The following is a 19,059-nucleotide window of genomic DNA, read 5'->3' as shown; positions in this document are numbered from 1 at the left end:
GATCTATTCCTCCAATTATATTATGAAAAGTAGACGCATATTTTCTGATTGTTTATTTCCTGCACTTGAAAATCCATGTCGTAAATGCGTTTCAAGTGCTCCGGGTGAATCACTTCCCACGTGCGGCCTTCCTTTACCACGCGGCCTTCCTTCATTGCCACAATGTAGTCAGAATAGCAGGAAGCGAAGTTAATATCGTGCACGACAAGCACCACTGTCTTACCCAGCTCATCCACGAGCGAGCGCAGTACTTTCATCACCTGCACAGAATGCCGCATATCCAAATTGTTTAACGGCTCGTCCAGTAAAATATAATCCGTATCCTGCGCGAGAATCATGGCGATAAAAGCCCGCTGCCGCTGTCCGCCGCTCAGCTGGTCCAAGTATTTATCCTTCATGTCCTCCAGCTCGGTAAACGCGATCGAATCTGAGACAACTTTTCGGTCCTTCTCATTCAGCCTCCCCTTCGAATAGGGAAAGCGGCCAAAGGAGACAAGATCCTGGACAGACAAGCGCACATTCATCTCGTTCGTCTGCTTTAAAATCGACATCTTTTGTGCCAGCTCGTTTTCTGCAAAAGCCTCCATCGGCATGCCGTCAATCGAGACAGAGCCGCCGTCTCGTTTCAGCAGTCTGCTGACCATCGAGAGAAGCGTACTTTTCCCCGCGCCGTTCGGCCCGATAAAGGTTGTCATCGTTCCTGTCTGAATCGATGCCGTCACGTTGTCGACAACCGGTGTATCTCCGTACTGTTTTATGAGTGACTCCGCTGCGATCATGTTTTCCTCTCCTTTAGGATCAGCCAGAGAAAGTAAACTCCGCCGATAAAGTTGATAATGACGCTGAGCGTCGTGGAGAACGTAAAGACGTGCTCTACGACGATTTGTCCGAGAATCAGCGCTCCCATTCCCGTGAGCATACCGGCCGGCAGCAGCCACCGGTGTTCATGCGTACGCATCATTTCATAGGTGACGTTTGCGACAAGCAGCCCGAGAAACATAATTGGCCCGACAAGCGCTGTTGCGATGGAAATGAGTGCGGCGACGAGAATGAGAAGCTTCCGTACGATCCGATCATAGGCTACGCCTAAATTAACCGCGTGATCCTTGCCGAGCGCGAGTACGTCGAGATAATCACGCCAGCGCCAGCCAATGAACGCCAGACCAGCAAATGCAGCTCCGGTAAGCAGAAGCAGATCCGTCTGCACTCGCTGAAAACTAGCAAACATACGGTTTTGAACGTTTTGAAATTCGTTTGGATCCATCAGCACCTGCATAAACGTCGAGAGACTGGAGAAAAACGTACCGAGCACAAAGCCGACGAGCAGCAGGAAGTAGAGTTGACGCTTCTCTCCTTGAAAGAGCAGCTTGTAAAACAGAAACGAAAAACCGATCATCGCCGCAGTTGAGAGCAGAAAGTTGATGTTCCCCTGCACCATAATGTAGCTGAGCGAGCCGAACACGAAAATAATAAACGTTTGAATCAGCAGGTACAGCGAATCCAGTCCGATAATGTTCGGAGTCAAAATCCGGTTGCCCGTGATCGTCTGAAACACGATCGTTGAATAGGCGATTGCGGCACCGGTCAATGCGAATGCAGCGAGCATTCGTCCCCTTCTCGGCAGCACATATTCCCAGTTTCCGTCCGCGCCGATCGTCAGGAAGAGGAGAGAGAGAACCGCTACCAGGCTCGCTATCAGCATTAATTTCCACTTAGAGTCCATAGCGGTGCCTCCTTAAAAGAAGATAAAGGAAGAGCCCGCTGCCGATCACGCCGACGGTCAGTCCGATCGGAATCTCATACGGATAAATAATCGTTCTTCCGAACAAATCACAGATGAGAACAAAAACAGCTCCAAACAGTGCCGTATACGGCAGGTTTTTGCGCATATGGTCTCCCCGGAAAATCGAGACGATGTTCGGTACGATCAGGCCAAGAAAGGGAATCATACCGACTGTCAAAACAATCAGGGAAGTCATCACTGCCGTCAGCACGAGGCCGAGATTGACGACGGTCCGGTACGAGAGACCGACATTTTTAGCAAAGGATTCTCCCATGCCGGCAACGGTGATGCGGTCTGCGTACAGATATGTAAACGCGACAATTGGAATCACAAGCCAGAGCAGCTCATACTGCCCGCTGATCACTGTGGCGAAATTTCCCTGCAGCCACGCGGACATGTTTTGAATGAGGTCATAGCGATAAGCAAAAAATGTCGTAATCGAGCCGAGAATATTTCCGAACATAAGACCGACGAGCGGAATGAAAATTTTATCCTTTACTTTGACCCGCTCCAAAATAAACATGAAAATAAAGGTGCCTGCGACTGCAAACGATACGGCAACAGAAATACGGACGAGCGACGAGGCCCCTGCAAAGCCGATCATCGACACAAGAATACCTAGACGGGCCGCGTCCATCGTGCCCGCCGTCGTTGGGGATACGAACTTGTTCTGGGTCAGCTGCTGCATAACGAGCCCGGCAATCGCCATGCCCGCTCCTGCCATTACAATAGCTACGAGCCTCGGGAACCGGCTCGACCAGAAAATCTGCTTCTGCTCCTCTGTCATCTGTCCAAGATCGAAAAGCGACAGGGAACTGACGCCGATAAACAAACTTGCAAAGGAGAGGGCACACAGAAGCAGAATCACATAACGCAATTTCATGGTGCTCCTCCTGACAGGCTGCCTGAACAGCCCTGATGCATTTCCGCGGAAAACACACTTTTGATAATGAGATTCATTCTCAATGACTAGTCATCGATTATCTTACTCCCGACTTACAAAAAGTGCAAGCAAAATCCGGAAAATTGTCAGCAGAGTCGTGACTGACTTGTGACACAAACGTCATTTCAGCGCGTTTTAAAGTGCATAAAACGCATGAACATGCAAATCGATTGAACGGATAAAATCTTTGTAAATTGCATGACTATTAGTAGCTTATACACTAAAAGAACAACCTCAATTTATACACTATCTCATTCAGTTTTTTCATGAAAAACGTAATGGCTTCGACTTGTGATTTTTTTCACTTTACATGATAAAAAGGGGGTGCACTATCCGATCGTGATGAGAATCAGACTGGTTTTTAGCACCTTGCAGCTTACCAGCAAAAACACCACCCGCTTTTTCAAAGCGAACGGCGTTACGTATGATTTTGGCTATACCTGCTGCTTTTGCAGCAGTTCATGAAAGGCTCCGTTCTGTTCTCTCGCGAGCGTCTGGTAGCCTCCCTGCTGAATGACCCGCCCGCCTTCCAAAACGAGCACTTGATCCGCGTGCCGGATCGTCGACAGCCGGTGTGCAATGACAATCACCGTCATGCGGCCGCGCATGTTTTCCAGCGCCTGCTGGATTTTCTGCTCGTTGTCGGAGTCGAGTGCGCTCGTGGCCTCATCCAGAATCAATACCGGGGTCTGCCGCAGAATCGCCCGTGCCAGCACGAGCCGCTGTCTCTCCCCGCCAGAAAGCCGCACGCCGCGGTCGCCAAGCTCCGTATCAAGTCCGTCCGGCAGCTTCTGCACGAATTCATCGGCCGCGGCAAAGCGGAGCGCTTCCCACATCTCTTCCACTGTCGCATCCGGCTTTACGAGCCGAAGGTTGTCGCCTACTGTACCGTGAAAAACAAACGGATCCTGGGGTACATAGCCGACCGACTGGCGAAGCCCTGGAATCATTTCATTCGTTACACGCTGTCCGTCTATCGACATCTCTCCCTGCTGCGGGCGGTGCAGCCCAAGCAGCACATCAATCAGCGTGCTTTTTCCTGCACCCGATTTACCGACGACCGCTGTTGTCCTCCTGGCCGGTATTCTGACAGACACATCCTTTAGGGCAGCTTTTCCGCTCTCATAGGAAAAGGACACATGCTTGAGCGCAATACTTTCATCGATAGCAAGCGGCTGAGCCACTGTTCCCTTCGGCCATTCGCGTGCCTGTTCTGCCTCCTCTGTCACTTTTCTGACTTCCCGGAAAGACGGCATCCTCGTGCCGAGCTGCTCCAGTCCATCCTGCAGACCCGTTACACGCGGCCAGAGCCGAGCGAAAATGACAATAACGAGAAGCAGCTGTGCAGTCTGTGCCTGAAAGAGACTGACCGCCGCAAAAATGACCAGTGCCGTCAGAGTCGTTGAAGCCAGTTTATAGTACATGCGTGATTTTGTTTTTACTTTTGTAAACTCCACCTGCTCCTGCTTCATGTTCTCCGTTACCCGCTCAAACCAGGTTAACCGCGACTGTTCCAGCGCATTGCTTTTAACGTCCTTCATCCCGTTCATATGATCCGTAATGCCAGCCATATATTCTTCACCAAGCGTCAGATTGCGTCCGCCAAGCTCCATGGACCGTCTGACAAAATGTCTTGAAAACAGCAGCAGCATGACGCCGGACACGATGACGAAAAGCGTTATGGACGGAGCCAGCCAAAAGGCAACTGCAATTTGAATGCCTGTAAAGACGAGTCCGGACATAAGCTGCAGGAAGGAGTGTGCTCCTGTACTCGCTTTCGCCGTTTCTGCTGTCAGCGTATGAAGCAGATCGGAATTCCGATGCTTCATAAAAAATCGCCAGTCTGCGTGCAGAAGTGCTTCGTAAATTCGAACTCGTACATAGCGGAAATACCCGTGCTGAAGACCCGCATGCTGAATTTCCACAAACCGTGCGAGCAGCTGCTGGGTGGTGACGAGCAGCACATACAGGATCAGGATCCCTGGCAGACCCCCTACCAGCTCCGGCAGTCTTTCCAAATAGGTGAGAAGCGACGCCACTACCGTGCTTCCACCCTCAAAGCTCATAACGCCGGTCAGGCTGATGAGCGGTATTAGCAGCAGCACGGCCGCCCCGTCGAGCAGACTCATGATCCCCATGACAAACATCGTGCCGTACAGCTTCCATCCAGCATAGTCGTGCATCTGTTTATAAAAATATAATAAATCCTGCACGCTCCATCAGCTCCCTTCTGCCGGCGAGGCTCGTCTCGATCGCCGCCACGCCCATAGAAACGGCCTGATCGGCACGTAAAGAAAGTGAATTCGCTCCGGCAGCGGCAGCAGTTTGACATCTTCCGGATATGGATAAAAGAAGCTCGCTGCAAGCAGCATTTTCCTGCGCCATGACAGCAGACTTCGTTGATATGCTTGATGATAGGAAGCGGTTTCACGTGAAACATGCTCAGCGTGCAGTTCAATATCCCGGTACATGTAATAAAAAGCCTGCTCAGCAAGCACCGTTGCCTTTCTCCCCATCAGCCATCGCTTCTCATGAACCGGCAGCGCCGTGCCAAAGCAGGCACCGCTAAGAATCAGCGCGGAGGCACCGATTGGATGCAGATCTCCCATCACCTGTTTCACGAGGCGGAAATCAAGCTTTCGCTTCATCAGCTGGTGAATATCATACAGCCAGCGCAGCCGCGACCATCCATGTCTTGCGCCGTGCACGCTTAAAAAGCTGAACAAATCCTCGTTTCCGAGCACCGGCACTGGTACGCCCCCAAGCTTTTCCGTCTGGCTTCTATCTGCAAGTTCTCGGAAGGCGGGCTCTTTCCCAGGTCCTGGATGAAGCCGCCAGTGAAGCTCCACCTTAACGTCGGTATGGGAATGGTAAAACGTGCGATGATGATGACGCCACTTCCAATCCGGGAGAACCGTCGAAAAGTAGCAGTTCTCCTCGTAACCTTCGCTCCGGAGCAGGCATGCCGCCATATCAAGTGCCTCAGGCGGAACGAGCATGTCGATGTCGCTCGTCATTCGCTGCCCGGTGTCTCCATACAAAAAACTGGCCAGCGCCGGACCTTTCAGCATCAAAAGCTCCACCCCCCGCTGGTTAAAAAGCTGCGCCAGCCGGGATGTTTCCCCTGCCAGACGCAGCGCGAAAAACATATGCTGCAAACGCAGCGGCTGAAGTGCAGCAGTCAGTCGTTCTTCCTCATGTCCGGAAAGCACTGCTGCAAGCTGCGGGACAAGCCGGTGATGGACCGCGGCTTCCAGCAGGGCTTCCGTATCTGCTTCTGTCATTGCAGGCTTTTCGCCGCGCAGAGCCGCTGTGATCCATTCTGTTTCAACTTGGATTCGTTTTTCCTGCATGAGAACGGGCTCCTTCCTCTGCTTTCGGTACGGCAAACGTCGTTAACACGGTATACTGTGCTACATCATCTGCACCTGTAATATACCAGGGACCGCTTCTCGTCCAGGCATGGGCGACAAATTCTCCTGCGTCGTTACGAGCGGTGCCGAGATAAACGGTGACCGGCATTCCTCTCCGCTTCAGCATCTGAACGGCAGCGCCTGCCTTGACCAGGCATTCACTTTCCCAGAAGGCATACCTGCTCATCACCTCTATTGCCACTGCGATGCTTCCTGCCTCTCTTTTGGCTACCTCGTCTTCTACCGGTGTCTCCTGCTGAATCGTACCGAGACTTGCCTGAATGCGGCCATGCTGCCGGTACTTCAGCCACCTTGCACGCGCCAGCTCCAGATACGCTTCGAGCATCAGTTTTTTTACGTACGGATCCATCCTGCGCCAGCTTTGCCATCGGCGCTTGATTAAACCACTAGTCCTGAACAACGATCAGACCCTCTTTTCGCAGGCTTTGCAAAAATGCTTCTGTTTCCTGTTGGCAGTCTGCTTCTGATACGTCATATTCACGCATCAGCTGTGCCGTGATCGACTTCGCCGTATTCGGCTCCGCGAGAAGCTCCCAGATTCGTCCGCCGACTTCCCCAAAGTTGTAGTATTTACCATTTGCGGCACTGAACATGACTTTTTCATCACCCATATCGCTGACGATATTACCAGCCGCCTGTGTCATATACGGCTCGGTCACTTGCTTTTCGATCATATTCTTCCTCCCCTTTCAGCCGGTCTAATACCGCTTCAACGACTTCGTCTGCAGAAAATCTGTTGACCGGCCTTCTTAGCGTATAGACGGGAATGCGGCCTGCAACTGCAGATAGTGCGCGAAAGTGCCAAAACGAAAAACCAGCAGGCTCAATGACAAATTGACGGTACGTATTTCGGTACAGCAGTTCCAGCTTTGCCAGACCTGTTACTTCTACAAGGGTAATCTCTTCCGTATCAGCAGGAACAAGCTCAACAATCGTCTGCATCGGCACCGGACTGCTGTGAAAATGCTCCTGAACAGGAATGTTGAATTTTTCTTCCCGTTCGACTACATGTTCCAGTCCCTCAATCGTCTGTCCGAACTGCTCCAGTGAATTCAGCCACATTTTCTGCTGCGGATAAGCAGGAAATATGAGCGGATCTGTTTCGTTCCAGTGCACCGGTATTACGTCATCGCTCAGCAGCCTGGCTCCTTGCTTGATAAAAGCGGCTGCGGTGGTAGATTTCCCCGCTCCTGAATCGCCGGTGATGATAATGCCCATATTCTGCAAATATAATGCGCTTCCGTGCATCGGCAGTATTTCCCGCTGCATCAGAATCAGTCCAAGACAGCTCCCCATCACGTACAGCCGGATGTAGGCATCTGTTGCTCCTTCCGCCCGTTCATATCCGATTTCACGGCCTGAACGGATCGAAAAAACACCCACTCCCTCGATTTGAAACAAAATCTCATTTCTCTCATAGATAAACATATCCTGCCCGGCCCTGCTCCCCCATTTATCGGACAGCTTCTCTTTACGGACGTGAACGTCTACAGCTGAGGCTGACGGATTTGGAAGCAGCCCCTTCAGCGAAATATCGCTCTGTATATTCATCCCGAAGGCATGATAATCAAATAGTGCCGGCTCCATTTCCGTCTCCCCCCTTCTGTCTGCTGCCTGAGCAGCGCAGCAAGATTATGTTTGATCAGCTTCCTACTCCTGGCGGATTGTTACAAGAGGCATTTGACTGTCCGTCATGTGTTTCGTGCCGGCCTTCCGATGCTTCAAAACAGTCCGGGTTCGCGTTACCTGGTCCGTTCATTGTCATGCGGATATCCAGAACGTCCATTGCTGGTGTTTTCCATGCTTTCATCACTCTCACCTCCTTTCAGCCTGCTGCAGAAACTGATTCAGGATCATGCTTCTGCTGATTATTTTAAAGTCAGCCGTTCCGGCGTAAGCCGGCTCGGCTTTCTCAGGCATCCTGTCTGCTGTTTCTATGAACACAGCCGGATCAACATAGCGGAAAAGCCGGTTATTCTGTTTAAGAGCTTGCACTTCCTCCCGCCACTTCTGCCAGTTGTTCTGCATGCGCCAAACCGTGTCGATTCCCTGAATCCCCCGTCCTTTCTGGAAACGGATTGCATCAGGAAGAATCCCTTTTGTCGACCTGCGAATCAAGGAGCGCTCCAGCCCGCCGGTAACGTACTGCTCTTCCGGAATCGACAGACAAAACTGGATCAGGCGAACATCGTTCGTCGGATCCATCTCCCTGATTCCGGTATACAGAGAGAGGTGGGTATTGGCATTTCCTGTGTTATTCCAAAAATAATCAGCTGTGTAGTAATGCCTCCGAAAGTCGCGCAGCTCATGCTTCGGCAAGCCCCCAAGCGGAACGCCGTAGTCGCTTAGTTTGTCATGTATATGTGTACGGAAGGCGAGATCCGGATGAATCCAGTCCGGAAACAAGTCCGGATGTTTTTCGGTTTTAAACAGCCTCTTAAAAATAAACGGATAGACCACACGTCTGCCGGTACGCTCCTGTCTGCAATAGGCCTGCATTTCACGATCCAGCTGCAGCAGTTTCATCTGCTTCAGCAGCGTTTCATAATAATAGTAGGTCAGACGATGCGATCCCCATGAGACCGAATGGTTACCGCGAGCCCCGGTGAGCATTACAGCAGCTCCTTCTTTTGCTGCCTGCCGCTGCACGCCTTCCAGCCAGAAAAAATTTTCGATAAATTTATATGGCGATTCCAGCAGTTCGATATGCTCTGCTATTTTTTCAAACGGATCAACGCCGTTAAATGACAGCTTTTTAGAATCGATATTGCCACTGAAGTCAGCGGTTAAATTAATTCCCCTCGATTCGTCAGGCTGATAATAAACGTCTGTCCAGTTGTCAAACCCTTCAGCTGGAACCATGCTGTACGTCTGCAGCGGTTCGTTCGTATGGGCGGCGGCGATGCTAGCCACCGTTCCGGAATCCAGTCCCCCACTTAGATGCGAGGCCACTTTTTTCCTCGTACGCATTTTAGAGGTGACTGCCTCTGTCATGATTTCCCGGAATGCCTCTTCATAAGCCGCATCAGACGAGAGCCTGATCTTATAATCCGGATCGATCAGCTGATACGGGGAAATGTTGACCCGGCTGCCCTGAAAAGTGAGGACAGAAGACGGTGGAACCTGCTGAATATCCTTGTAGACGGTCATATTCATATCCACTGCATCAATCATCGAAGGAATCGCGATAAATTGGGCCATCCAGCTGTCGTTAATATCGCGGCTCACTCCATCTCTACCTTGTAGAAGCGATTTGGTGGTTCCGAATGCCAGTGTGTCCCCTTGATGAACGTAATAGAGGGAGCGGGTCCCTGAAAAATCCCGGAACAGTGTGAGCTTTCTCTCTTGGTTATCCCACACCGCTCCGGCAAAACTCCCATGCAGATGCCGCGGCAGCTCTACACCCCACTTTGCAAATGCGTGCGCAAACAGCTCTGCTTCTGTTATCTGCCGCTGTTCGGCTGCATCAATTGATAATTTGTGAAACAGCTCCCGTCGATTGTCGATCAGCGCATCTGTAAGGACGAGATAGCGTCCTCTGAACCAGAGCGGCAAACGTTCCCCCGGCTGCTCTTCCGTGATCCACTGATGGGCACAGGCCATGAAGATTGTTTCATCCTGCATAAAGTGAACGGCATCAGAGACGAACCGGTTCAGCTGGTGCAGCATATATTGTTTTTCAGATTCCTGCTGAGCTGGTCCGATTACGCCTGCCAGTGCACTCATGCCAACCGCCCCTTATTGTGCGTTTTAAAGAACAAATAAAGTAAAATAAATGCAAACGCGCGCCAACACGTTCGCTTTACAAAATCGATTTGCAACTAAATTCTTAATAACGAACAACTTATGTTCAATTTAGCACCATATGTAACTGCTGTCAACTAAATATTCAGAAAAAAGATTGTTGAAAATTCTCTTAAAATTGAACAGCCGTTCGTTTTATGAGCTATTCACAAAGAACGTTATAACGAACAACTATTCATAAATAACGGTCTGAGCGGATTGACTCAGACCGTTCACTTTCCTTTTACTGCTTATGCTCCGAAATATAGTCAATATTCTGCTGTAGACCTTCCATGTCAATACGGCCGAACGGGCCGCTCTGCCGCTGCACGAAAAGCAGCCTGTTTTCTTCATCTAACAAGAAGACTGCCGGCTCTCCATGAATTCCGTGATCGCTGTACATGCTGTTCTCATCGTCGTGCTTATAAACACCATAGTCCTGGAGCATTTGCATGTTCTCATCTGCGAGGACCGGGAACGGATAGTTGTGCTTATGCTGAAAGCCTTCCAGCTTTTCAAGCCTGTCGCTCGATACAGCCGTAATCCACACGTTCTGATCAGACAGCTGTTTTTGGCTTTCCTTCAGCTCCTTCAGTGATTTCTCGCATGCGGGGCACCAGGAGCCGCGGAAGTAATAAATCAGCCTCCAGCCCGGTCGCTCTTCTTTATCCTTCTCAAGCTGATACGTGTCGCCTGTTACAGCGGGAAGAACAATATCCGGTGTATGATAGCCTACTAACAGATTTTCCATCCTTTCACCTCAGTGATTGTGACGTGATGCTTTCTTTCCCGTTATTTCTCACACTTAATCATGAAGGCTTTTACCAGCATCAGTGTCAGACGGATACCCTATGCAGCCAGGTTAGTTCTCTTCATTCAAGCAGTATGATGAAGCGCTCGCTGTCAGTCTGATGAATCAGTCACACTATTTAGGCCGTCATTCTATGATTAGTCTAGACGTTCTATTTCCCGGGAAATAAGAGCGCCAATTTCCCGGAGCGATGAACGAGATCCATACGAACCGTGATGACGGCCATTGCTGTCTGCAGCGCTTCCTAGCCCAAGAAATTGTTCCCCAGGCTTCGCATAAACAAACACAGCCGAAATACCGCACAAGCTCCCAGTTCCAAATGATACAGCTGGATAATCGGATACTTGCTGCACCCTTTCCTGATTTACCCCGGGCAGTGCCTGAATCACATCCGCTCCGAACACCCATATCTGACTGGGCTTCAACCAGTCAATTCGCTTCTGAAACAACGCACGTATTTCCTCCAGCTGAAACAACGCTTCTTTAAGGCCGGTTGCCCCCATCCGCTTCTTTGTCGCAAATGGAACATAGTCCAAGTGATAGACCGATGCCGAATCCCCGTAGTAGCTGTATCCTGCTCCATTCATGAACCCTTCCATCTTTGCGCCGTTCTTCTTTCCAAACCAGTTTGTGTACACGTTTCCGGAGAGAAAATACTCGTTCAGCTTCCGAACAGCCTGCTCTGCCTCCGTTTTTGCCCAATCGACAGCCTTCTGGTTGGTATGTTTCTGCGGGAAGCGGTTCGCTTTGTCAAAATCCCGTGGAGACGGGTTCACGCCAACTGTCAGAACCGGGCGCACGGGCCCGAGCCAGAGGAGCGGCACAGCCTGCGGCAGTAGAAGCTCCGGGTATATCTCTGTAAGACGGTCCTGAAGCTGAGCCGCCTCGTCCATCAGCTCTCGTTCCACTGCCTGCACCTCCTTCATAAAATACTCCAGCCAGGCTTGCTGCCCGGCTGGAGCTGTTTTGTTTCGTTTATTTGTCTACTTTGTTGACCTGGCCTTCAAGCGTCATGTCTTTATCCGTGCGGTCGTCGATTTTCATCGTCGTGACAACCCGCTTTGCGTTATTTTTCACTTCGTTCAGGTGAATCACCTGGGCAACATCGAACAGTTTATCGATGTCTCCTTCCACGATCGTTGACGTTGGTGTGACCTGATACTTGAGACCGTTCTGCTCAATAACTGCGACAGCTCGATCGACATCGTCTTGAAAGCTTTCTGAACTTGTTCCTACTGGTACTACGCTGATTTCTAAAAGTGCCATAGTCAACTTCCTCCTTTTAACGTCTTGTTAAAAAGACTATTGCCATTTCTCATCCTGTTTAAACATTCGTCTCTGACCGAGAGGAATCCAAGGCTCGTTCAGGCACCATACAGCTTAGATTCGAAACGCATCAGAAAAAGCCGGACCCTTTTATGAAAAGGATCCGGCCCGCGTTTATTTTTTCTCTGATGGTTCTGATTCTGCACCATCTTTCGTCACAGCAGTGACGTAATGCGTCAGCTCGCCTACGTCTTCTGACGAGTAACTCTTACGCCCATAGGCTGCTTTGCTGGCAGCAAGCTCCACAGTGCCGTCCTCCAGCTCCCTGTATACCCGGTAGCCGACGACGTTCTCATCGTCGACCGCATGCCAGCGGAAAGACTGGCCGCTGACCGAAATATTTTCCGGGGGATCCGGCTGCTCAGCTTCGTCTTCCATGAGTTCCGTATAGACGACGAGGCGGTCATCGTGTGTGCCATACTCCTGATTAAAGGTTCCGGTGCAGGTAATCAGATTCAGATGCCGTCCGTCGCTGCGCCCGAAAATTTCCTCAAGCGGAGCCTCACGTCGATCGTAAACGATCGTTTTCGTCACTTCAAACTCCAGATCGCTTCCTTCTTCATCCGTTACATAAACTGTATCTCCTGCTTCCAGCTCATGCAGGCCGTAAAAAACAGCCGGGCCTTCGCGGCTGTCTACGTGACCAGCCAGCACTGCGTTCCCCTGTTCTCCGGGACGCACACCCGGTTCAAACCAGCCGACCCCCTCAGCTGAATCAGGAACGCCCATCTGCCCGTTATCCAGTATGCCGACCTCCTCCAAATCGGCTTCCACGTCAATCGCCGGAATAGAGAGCGTTTCAGGGAGCCCAGGTCCCGTATCTTCTTCTGAAGCCTCCGGTGCTTCCTCCTGATTTGGATGGACCGTGAATGCGTCCATATCCTCAAATTCTCCGGCTTCTGCTTCCTCTGGCTCAGCCGGTGCTTCATTGCGCTCGGACAGCACCTGCGTCTCAGTCGGACTGGAGAAAACAGGCTGGATGAGCACCACGATCATAAAAGCAGCTGCGGCAGCTGCAGCCGGCAGCAGAAATAAGTACATGAGTCGCTTCATGTCAGCCTCTCCTTCCGCTGTCAATCGGACCAGTCCGGGAGCTTTGCTCCCGGAAGATCCGTATATAATCAGCCGTTACTGCTGGCTGCTCCACTTCTTTCGACCAAGCACCAGTGCACCTGCCGCAGCAATGAAGGCTGTCAGCATGGCCCACATAAAGGTCGTGTTGGATGCGGTACCGCCAAGACCAGTTGCCGGCATCTCTTCAGGCATGCTGTCTGCAGCGAACATGTCCGGGTTCTGGTCGACGATCGCTCCGCCCAGCACTTCACCGAGCATAAACATATGGTGGAAACCGTGACGGAACTCATCGCTCCACGTGCGCTCAAATTCACCTGCGGTATACGCATCGAACGTATTCGTCACGTCCGCTACGTGGGAACGGATTTCCTCTTCCCCGGCTTCTTGCGGAATGCCTGTTGCTTCATCGAGGAAGGCGGAAAATTCAACGACGTAGCTTTCCAGATCCGCTTCTGCCTGCGTTCGTGCATCGGCATCATCTTCAATTGCCGCTACAGTCATGTCACCGAAGAAATCAATGTGACTCTGCCAGATCGGTTCGAAGGATTCTACGCCATCATCTCCATAGACAGATCCGATTGTTTCTGTCAGATCCGCTGTATTTTCATCCAGTGCCCAGGACACAAAATCAAAGTCTTCTGCACCATCAAAGCCTTTCTGCATCGTGAAGGATGCCAGGAAGAAATGCTCGGACAGAAGGTGGTTCAAGTGTGCACGAAGGTCTGCGGCCGGTGTGGACACCTCTGTGTTATCAAAGTCTTCCGGGAACTGTCCGGAAATAGCGCCGCCAAGGTTCACGCCGATATCAAACATGTGGTGGAAGCCGTGACGGAAATTCTCGTATGCCTCCATGAATTCGCCGTCCACATAGGAATCAAACGTGCTCGATACATCTTCAACGTGTGCAGAAATCGCTTCTTGACCAGCTTCCTGCGGCAGACCGCCTTCTGTTGCGGCATCAAGGAAAGCAGAGAATTCGTCTACATAGTTATCCAGATCTGCTTCTGCCTGGGCGCGTGCTTCTTCGTCTCCTTCGGCTTCGGCTGCTACCATGTCACCGAAAAAGTCGATGTGGCTCTGCCAGATGCGGTTAAATTCATCCGCTCCCTCAGACCCGTAAACAGATTCGATCGTCGCGGTGATTTCTGCTGTATTTTCATCCAGAGCCGCTCCGGCTTGCGCCGCATCCTCTGCTCCATCAAATGCTTTCTGCATAAATGCAACTGTCAGTGCAAAATGCTCGGAGAAAAGCTGATCGAGGTCAGCCCGCAGATCAGCCGCCGGCGTGGAAACTGTCGGACTGTAGTCATCGTGATCGTGGTCTCCGTGATCATCAGCCATTGCAACGGTTGGTGCAAATACGAGCAGTGCGCAGGACGTCAGTGCTGCTTTCTTCATCATTTTCATCAATAATCCCTCCGTTTTTGTTTTGCTTTCACAAGAGTAAACGGAAGGAAAAAAGGATTGGATCACTTTTTCTCAAAAAAAATAAAAATACCGCTCCCGGACCTGTCCGGAAGCGGCTTTCCTGTTCTATTCTTCTTTTATCTGATCAAGCGGCTTCACCGCCGGGCCTTCGAGTACATCGCCGTCTGTGTTAAACCTGGACCCGTGGCATGGACAGTCCCACGACCGGTCCCCGTTATTCCAATAGAGCTCACAGCCGAGGTGGGTGCACGTTGTATCCACGATTGTGACGTGGCCGTGCTCATCCTTATAGGCACCTGCACGCTTTCCGTTTACATTGACGACTGCGCCTTCATTGAAATCGAGGTCTTCTACCTTTTTGCTCTTTCCGCGGTCGAGCTTTCCACGGACAAACTCCATGGCAACATCCATGTTTTCCTTAACCGCATGTTTCATTTCTTTTCCCGGCCTGAAGCGGGATGGTGTATACAGCGGCGCGTATTCGTTTCGCTTTTCCGTAATCCGGTCCGCGATGATCTGCGCGGCAGCAACGCCGTTCGTCATGCCCCACTTTGCAAAGCCGGTGGCGACGAATACATCATCTTTTCCCGGATTAACAGGTCCCGCATACGGGAGCCCGTCCAGTGTAAATACATCCTGAGAGGCCCAGCGATAAGGAACCGCGGCAGTATCAAAGTGATCGAGGCCGAACTGATGGAGTTTTTTGTAATTCTCCAGCGTGTTTACCTTTTGACCGCTCGTATGCCCTTCTCCGCCAATGAGAAGAAGCTCCCTGCCGTCTGTATCAAACGCCCGGCGGATGGAGCGCTTCGGGCTTTCCACATTCAAATACATCCCTTCCGGCGCTTTTGTGTTCAGACGGAAAGCAACGGAATAGGACCGTTCGACGTGCAGCCTCGCGACGAACAATGCCTGCAGGTCTTTGAATGGATAGTGAGTCGCCATCACCACATGGTCCGCCATCACGACGGAGCCGTTTTCCATGAGCACCTGCGGCCGCTTCCCGCGCTTAATATCGACTGCCCGCGACTGCTCGAATACAGGCATGTTTTCGACCTCCAGATAGCGAAGCAGCTTGGCGAGAAAGCAAACTGGATGAAACTGGGCCTGGTCATACATGGCCAGCATGCGACGCTTCGTGCCGTCAAAGGCTTCTTTTTCCACCATGCCACCATCAAGCTCCAGCTTTAAATACGCTTCCGCCTCCCGTTCCAGCTGCGTCATTCCCGCTTCCGTATCGGCATATAAATATGCGTTCTGCCGCTCAAAATTGCAGTCAATATTCAGCTTGCGGGTCATCCGCTCGATCCAGCTGATCGCATCCTCGTTGGCATCGTAGTATAGGCGGGCATTATCGACACCAACTTGATCAATCAAATCTGCATATTTCAGTCCGTGCTGGGACGTTATCTTTGCTGTCGTCCAGCCGGTCGTGCCAGCACCCATCCGGTCGGCCTCTACGAGCACAACCTGAAAGCCCCGTCTCGCAAGCATAAAGGCAGTCGAAACGCCTGCAATACCTCCGCCAATGACGCAGACCTCGGTATCGAGATCCTCCTCCAGTGCCGGAAATGTCTGTGTAGGCCGCTCCCGCCATAGTGATACGGGCTGTTCGGGCAGCTTGTTCATCCGGATCCCCCCCTTAAAAAGTCGCTTTGCTTTCGATATTCCCACTGCCATTATTTATGAAACGAAATTATTTGAAAATTCGACGATTTATGATATATTGTAATCGCTTACATTTTTTCGCTTCATCAAATACAGAGAAGAATGGGAGAGTGTGCACATGATCTACGCAAAGCCGAATACGGAAGGCAGTCTGGTTCAGTTTAAAAAGCGGTACGATAACTATATTGGAGGACAGTACGTGCCGCCGAAAAACGGTGAGTACTTTGAGAACACGACGTCGGTAACCGGTGAAGTCTTTACCGAGCTTGCCCGCTCTTCGAAGGAAGATGTAGAGGCCGCCATTGAAGCGGGCCACGAAGCAAAAGCCTCCTGGGGCGCAACATCGCCGACCGAACGAGCAAATATTCTGCTGAAAATTGCAGATCGCATGGAAGCGAACCTGGAAATGCTGGCTGTTGCTGAAACGTGGGAAAACGGAAAAGCCGTCCGCGAGACGCTTGCTGCCGATATCCCGCTTGCTATTGACCATTTCCGTTATTTTGCGTCTGCTATCCGCGCTCAGGAAGGCGGCATCAGTCAGCTCGATGATGATACCATTGCCTATCATTTTCACGAGCCTGTCGGCGTCGTCGGTCAGATTATTCCGTGGAACTTCCCGATTTTAATGGCAACATGGAAGCTTGCTCCAGCTCTTGCTGCAGGTAACTGTGTTGTCCTGAAACCTGCTGAGCAGACGCCGTCCAGCATCTTTGTGCTGCTCGAGCTGATTGAAGATCTGCTTCCTCCAGGGGTGTTGAACATCGTCAGCGGTTTCGGTGTGGAAGCCGGAAAGCCGCTCGCGTCCAGCTCCCGAATTGATAAAGTAGCCTTTACCGGGGAAACGACGACCGGCCGCCTGATTATGCAGTATGCATCAGAAAATATTATTCCCGTTACGCTGGAGCTCGGCGGCAAGTCGCCGAACCTTTTCTTCGCTGATGTGATGCAGCAGGAGGACGGATACCTTGAAAAAGCACTTGAAGGCTTTGCAATGTTCGCGCTGAATCAGGGCGAAGTATGTACCTGTCCGTCCCGCGCCCTGATCGAAGAGTCCATCTACGACAGCTTTATGGAAAAAGCTGTAGACCGGGTCAAGCGCATCAAGACCGGCAACCCGCTTGATACGGATACGATGATGGGTGCTCAGGCATCGAAGGAGCAGCTCGATAAAATCCTGTCTTACCTCGATATCGGCAAACAGGAAGGTGCCAAGGTACTTGCCGGCGGCGAACAGGCGCACCTGGACGGCGACCTTTCCGGCGGATACTACGTGCAGCCGACTATTTTTGAAGGGCACAACAAAATGCGTATTTTCCAGGAGGAAATTTTCGGCCCGGTGCTTTCCGTCACCTCGTTTAAAGATCAGGCGGATGCGCTGTCGATCGCAAACGATACGCTTTACGGCCTCGGCGCCGGCGTATGGTCCCGCAATATTAACACGGCCTACCGCTTCGGACGCGCGATTCAGTCCGGACGCGTGTGGACCAACTGCTACCACGACTATCCGGCTCACGCAGCATTCGGCGGATATAAGAAGTCGGGTATCGGACGCGAAAACCACCTGATGATGCTGAGCCATTACCAGCAGACGAAAAACATGCTGGTCAGCTACAGTGAAGAACCAAAAGGCTTTTTCTAAGCCAAAAAAAGAAAGGGTGTTCTGTGATGACAGAACGAGTAACCGCAACCGAGGAGACGCTGGAACTGATTGAGAAGCTGAAAAAGCGCCACGGTCCGCTCATGTTTCACCAGTCAGGCGGATGCTGCGACGGCAGCTCCCCGATGTGCTACCCCGACGGTGACCTGCGAATTGGTGAAAGCGACGTGTACCTCGGCGAGATTGGCGGCTCTCCGTTCTATATGTCACGAGATCAGTATGAATATTGGAAGCACACGCAGCTGATTATCGACGTCGTCGATGGACGCGGGGGCATGTTTTCGCTGGAAGGTCCGGAAGGAAAGCGTTTCTTCACCCGCTCCCGCGTCTTCAGTGAGGAAGAACGAAAAGAGCTGCAGCTTTAGCATTTCTGGACATTTTCAAGCAAACCGTTTATACTTCCGTTAACAGTATACATTTATCCTGAGTGGACGAGAGATCTGGCTCTACGACTCCACGGCAACCTGCCTCGCAAGGTGCCAACGCCAGCAGAGTAATGCTCTGAGCGATGAATGAACGGATGAACCCCTTCTCTCATCGTGACAGAAGGGGTTTTTTGTGCATTTGCACGGACAGGGAATGTATGCTGAATCTATCAGCAGAGGAATGATGTATGATGAGTTACGCTTCCGCTCTATTTTGTCACCACGCCGATCCGGGAACCTATTTTCAGTCAACGGCCGCCAGAATGAAACAAAAAGCTGCCGGCTGTCAGTTTATCTTTGATGCCGGCACCTCCTTTTTCCACGACCGCTTTTACGTATACGCTTCCTCGATTCGCGGAACAGAATATCGCATCACGCTCTCCCGGGAGCAGTCCGAAACACTGCAGAAAAAAGGGCCCGGTTCCCTTGAACACTTTTTATGGAGTGAGCTGGAAAAGCAGGGGTTTCCCGCTGCCAAGGTGCAGTAAATCGCAACGAATTTCCTGCTGCTCAACGTGTTGAACAACTGAAACACGCAGGCGGAGTCCATTCAGCTATCCAAGAACGCTCGTGAAAAAGCTGTATCTGTGTCTCCAATAATCGCGAAAAAGGGGCTGTCTAAAAAGCTCTTCTTGAAACAAAAAGCGGTGCCGGATATGTCCGGTACCGCTTTTTTTTGGAATGAAATGAGAAAAAGACAAAAAAATAGCAGAAATCCGAGCGGCCT

Annotated in this window: 19 protein-coding genes and 1 riboswitch; of the genes, 3 read left to right on the top strand and 16 right to left on the bottom strand. The window is 51.3% G+C overall.

Annotation, left to right across the window (positions count from 1 at the left end; translation table 11 throughout):
• Positions 1-20: 20 nt before the first annotated feature.
• The 16 genes from ACSZLD_RS10615 to ACSZLD_RS10540 form a co-directional block, all read right to left on the bottom strand.
• The gene (locus ACSZLD_RS10615) at positions 21-779 is read right to left on the bottom strand and encodes an iron ABC transporter ATP-binding protein (protein WP_444685146.1); all 759 of its coding nucleotides are present in this window, start codon (positions 777-779) and stop codon (positions 21-23) included.
• A complete protein-coding gene (locus ACSZLD_RS10610; RefSeq protein WP_444685145.1) occupies positions 776-1,723 on the bottom strand; it encodes an iron chelate uptake ABC transporter family permease subunit in 948 nt (315 codons plus the stop codon). Before ACSZLD_RS10610 ends, ACSZLD_RS10615 begins: the two co-directional genes overlap by 4 nt.
• Positions 1,713-2,666, bottom strand: coding sequence for an ABC transporter permease (locus ACSZLD_RS10605; protein WP_377909019.1), 954 nt, complete (start codon positions 2,664-2,666; stop codon positions 1,713-1,715). Before ACSZLD_RS10605 ends, ACSZLD_RS10610 begins: the two co-directional genes overlap by 11 nt.
• A gap of 494 nt (positions 2,667-3,160) precedes the next feature.
• Positions 3,161-4,939: an ABC transporter ATP-binding protein gene (locus ACSZLD_RS10600; protein ID WP_444685144.1), complete on the bottom strand. Its 1,779-nt coding sequence runs from the start codon at positions 4,937-4,939 to the stop codon at positions 3,161-3,163.
• A gap of 6 nt (positions 4,940-4,945) precedes the next feature.
• The gene (locus ACSZLD_RS10595) at positions 4,946-6,079 is read right to left on the bottom strand and encodes a nucleotidyltransferase domain-containing protein (RefSeq protein WP_444685143.1); all 1,134 of its coding nucleotides are present in this window, start codon (positions 6,077-6,079) and stop codon (positions 4,946-4,948) included.
• The gene (locus ACSZLD_RS10590) at positions 6,054-6,509 is read right to left on the bottom strand and encodes a lasso peptide biosynthesis B2 protein (protein ID WP_377909016.1); all 456 of its coding nucleotides are present in this window, start codon (positions 6,507-6,509) and stop codon (positions 6,054-6,056) included. The genes ACSZLD_RS10595 and ACSZLD_RS10590 overlap by 26 nt, the downstream gene beginning before the upstream one ends.
• A 37-nt stretch (positions 6,510-6,546) precedes the next feature.
• Complete coding sequence (locus tag ACSZLD_RS10585) at positions 6,547-6,834, bottom strand: lasso peptide biosynthesis PqqD family chaperone (RefSeq protein WP_377909015.1); 288 nt, start codon at positions 6,832-6,834, stop codon at positions 6,547-6,549.
• A complete protein-coding gene (locus ACSZLD_RS10580) occupies positions 6,785-7,747 on the bottom strand; it encodes an aldolase (RefSeq protein ID WP_444685142.1) in 963 nt (320 codons plus the stop codon). Before ACSZLD_RS10580 ends, ACSZLD_RS10585 begins: the two co-directional genes overlap by 50 nt.
• Positions 7,748-7,802: 55 nt before the next feature.
• Complete coding sequence (locus ACSZLD_RS10575) at positions 7,803-7,970, bottom strand: paeninodin family lasso peptide (protein WP_377909013.1); 168 nt, start codon at positions 7,968-7,970, stop codon at positions 7,803-7,805.
• Between the two features lie 5 nt (positions 7,971-7,975).
• The gene (locus ACSZLD_RS10570) at positions 7,976-9,886 is read right to left on the bottom strand and encodes an asparagine synthase-related protein (RefSeq protein WP_444685141.1); all 1,911 of its coding nucleotides are present in this window, start codon (positions 9,884-9,886) and stop codon (positions 7,976-7,978) included.
• 301 nt (positions 9,887-10,187) lie between these two features.
• A complete protein-coding gene (locus tag ACSZLD_RS10565; protein WP_377909011.1) occupies positions 10,188-10,694 on the bottom strand; it encodes a peroxiredoxin family protein in 507 nt (168 codons plus the stop codon).
• Positions 10,695-10,891: 197 nt separating this feature from the next.
• Positions 10,892-11,662 carry a hypothetical protein gene (locus ACSZLD_RS10560; RefSeq protein ID WP_444685140.1) on the bottom strand — a complete coding sequence of 257 codons (771 nt, stop codon included), beginning with the start codon at positions 11,660-11,662 and terminating at the stop codon, positions 10,892-10,894.
• Between the two features lie 67 nt (positions 11,663-11,729).
• Positions 11,730-12,020, bottom strand: a complete 291-nt coding sequence (locus ACSZLD_RS10555) for an MTH1187 family thiamine-binding protein (protein ID WP_444685139.1) — start codon at positions 12,018-12,020, stop codon at positions 11,730-11,732.
• 174 nt (positions 12,021-12,194) lie between these two features.
• Complete coding sequence (locus tag ACSZLD_RS10550) at positions 12,195-13,133, bottom strand: class F sortase (protein ID WP_444685138.1); 939 nt, start codon at positions 13,131-13,133, stop codon at positions 12,195-12,197.
• Between the two features lie 75 nt (positions 13,134-13,208).
• Positions 13,209-14,561: a copper amine oxidase gene (locus ACSZLD_RS10545; protein ID WP_444685137.1), complete on the bottom strand. Its 1,353-nt coding sequence runs from the start codon at positions 14,559-14,561 to the stop codon at positions 13,209-13,211.
• Between the two features lie 126 nt (positions 14,562-14,687).
• Positions 14,688-16,211, bottom strand: coding sequence for an FAD-dependent oxidoreductase (locus tag ACSZLD_RS10540; RefSeq protein WP_444685136.1), 1,524 nt, complete (start codon positions 16,209-16,211; stop codon positions 14,688-14,690).
• 157 nt (positions 16,212-16,368) lie between these two features.
• Between ACSZLD_RS10540 and adh the strand changes: the two genes are divergently transcribed.
• From adh to ACSZLD_RS10525, 3 genes are all read left to right on the top strand, one after another.
• Positions 16,369-17,889: an aldehyde dehydrogenase gene (gene adh, locus ACSZLD_RS10535; protein WP_377909006.1), complete on the top strand. Its 1,521-nt coding sequence runs from the start codon at positions 16,369-16,371 to the stop codon at positions 17,887-17,889.
• Between the two features lie 26 nt (positions 17,890-17,915).
• A complete protein-coding gene (locus tag ACSZLD_RS10530; RefSeq protein WP_377909005.1) occupies positions 17,916-18,272 on the top strand; it encodes a DUF779 domain-containing protein in 357 nt (118 codons plus the stop codon).
• 50 nt (positions 18,273-18,322) lie between these two features.
• Positions 18,323-18,422: riboswitch (SAM riboswitch) on the top strand.
• 101 nt (positions 18,423-18,523) lie between these two features.
• Positions 18,524-18,820, top strand: coding sequence for a hypothetical protein (locus ACSZLD_RS10525; protein WP_444685135.1), 297 nt, complete (start codon positions 18,524-18,526; stop codon positions 18,818-18,820).
• Positions 18,821-19,059: the final 239 nt, after the last annotated feature.

Origin of the sequence: Alkalicoccus luteus (assembly GCF_052061695.1) — a bacterium.
Taxonomy (GTDB): Bacteria; Bacillota; Bacilli; order Bacillales; family Salisediminibacteriaceae; genus Alkalicoccus; species Alkalicoccus luteus.
Note: the sequence above shows the minus strand (reverse complement) of the source record. Positions and strands in the feature narration are given on the sequence as shown.

What these genes read in the sequence shown, in the direction of transcription:
- ACSZLD_RS10570 (WP_444685141.1), bottom strand. Translation starts at nt 9,886, where the DNA reads ATGAGTGCACTGGCAGGCGTAATCGGACCAGCTCAGCAGGAATCTGAA.
- ACSZLD_RS10540 (WP_444685136.1), bottom strand. Translation starts at nt 16,211, where the DNA reads ATGAACAAGCTGCCCGAACAGCCCGTATCACTATGGCGGGAGCGGCCT.
- ACSZLD_RS10555 (WP_444685139.1), bottom strand. Translation starts at nt 12,020, where the DNA reads ATGGCACTTTTAGAAATCAGCGTAGTACCAGTAGGAACAAGTTCAGAA.
- ACSZLD_RS10590 (WP_377909016.1), bottom strand. Translation starts at nt 6,509, where the DNA reads ATGGATCCGTACGTAAAAAAACTGATGCTCGAAGCGTATCTGGAGCTG.
- ACSZLD_RS10525 (WP_444685135.1), top strand. Translation starts at nt 18,524, where the DNA reads ATGAGTTACGCTTCCGCTCTATTTTGTCACCACGCCGATCCGGGAACC.
- ACSZLD_RS10550 (WP_444685138.1), bottom strand. Translation starts at nt 13,133, where the DNA reads ATGAAGCGACTCATGTACTTATTTCTGCTGCCGGCTGCAGCTGCCGCA.
- ACSZLD_RS10580 (WP_444685142.1), bottom strand. Translation starts at nt 7,747, where the DNA reads ATGGAGCCGGCACTATTTGATTATCATGCCTTCGGGATGAATATACAG.
- ACSZLD_RS10575 (WP_377909013.1), bottom strand. Translation starts at nt 7,970, where the DNA reads ATGAAAGCATGGAAAACACCAGCAATGGACGTTCTGGATATCCGCATG.
- ACSZLD_RS10530 (WP_377909005.1), top strand. Translation starts at nt 17,916, where the DNA reads ATGACAGAACGAGTAACCGCAACCGAGGAGACGCTGGAACTGATTGAG.
- ACSZLD_RS10585 (WP_377909015.1), bottom strand. Translation starts at nt 6,834, where the DNA reads ATGATCGAAAAGCAAGTGACCGAGCCGTATATGACACAGGCGGCTGGT.
- ACSZLD_RS10595 (WP_444685143.1), bottom strand. Translation starts at nt 6,079, where the DNA reads ATGCAGGAAAAACGAATCCAAGTTGAAACAGAATGGATCACAGCGGCT.
- ACSZLD_RS10605 (WP_377909019.1), bottom strand. Translation starts at nt 2,666, where the DNA reads ATGAAATTGCGTTATGTGATTCTGCTTCTGTGTGCCCTCTCCTTTGCA.
- ACSZLD_RS10565 (WP_377909011.1), bottom strand. Translation starts at nt 10,694, where the DNA reads ATGGAAAATCTGTTAGTAGGCTATCATACACCGGATATTGTTCTTCCC.
- adh (WP_377909006.1), top strand. Translation starts at nt 16,369, where the DNA reads ATGATCTACGCAAAGCCGAATACGGAAGGCAGTCTGGTTCAGTTTAAA.
- ACSZLD_RS10615 (WP_444685146.1), bottom strand. Translation starts at nt 779, where the DNA reads ATGATCGCAGCGGAGTCACTCATAAAACAGTACGGAGATACACCGGTT.
- ACSZLD_RS10545 (WP_444685137.1), bottom strand. Translation starts at nt 14,561, where the DNA reads ATGAAAATGATGAAGAAAGCAGCACTGACGTCCTGCGCACTGCTCGTA.
- ACSZLD_RS10610 (WP_444685145.1), bottom strand. Translation starts at nt 1,723, where the DNA reads ATGGACTCTAAGTGGAAATTAATGCTGATAGCGAGCCTGGTAGCGGTT.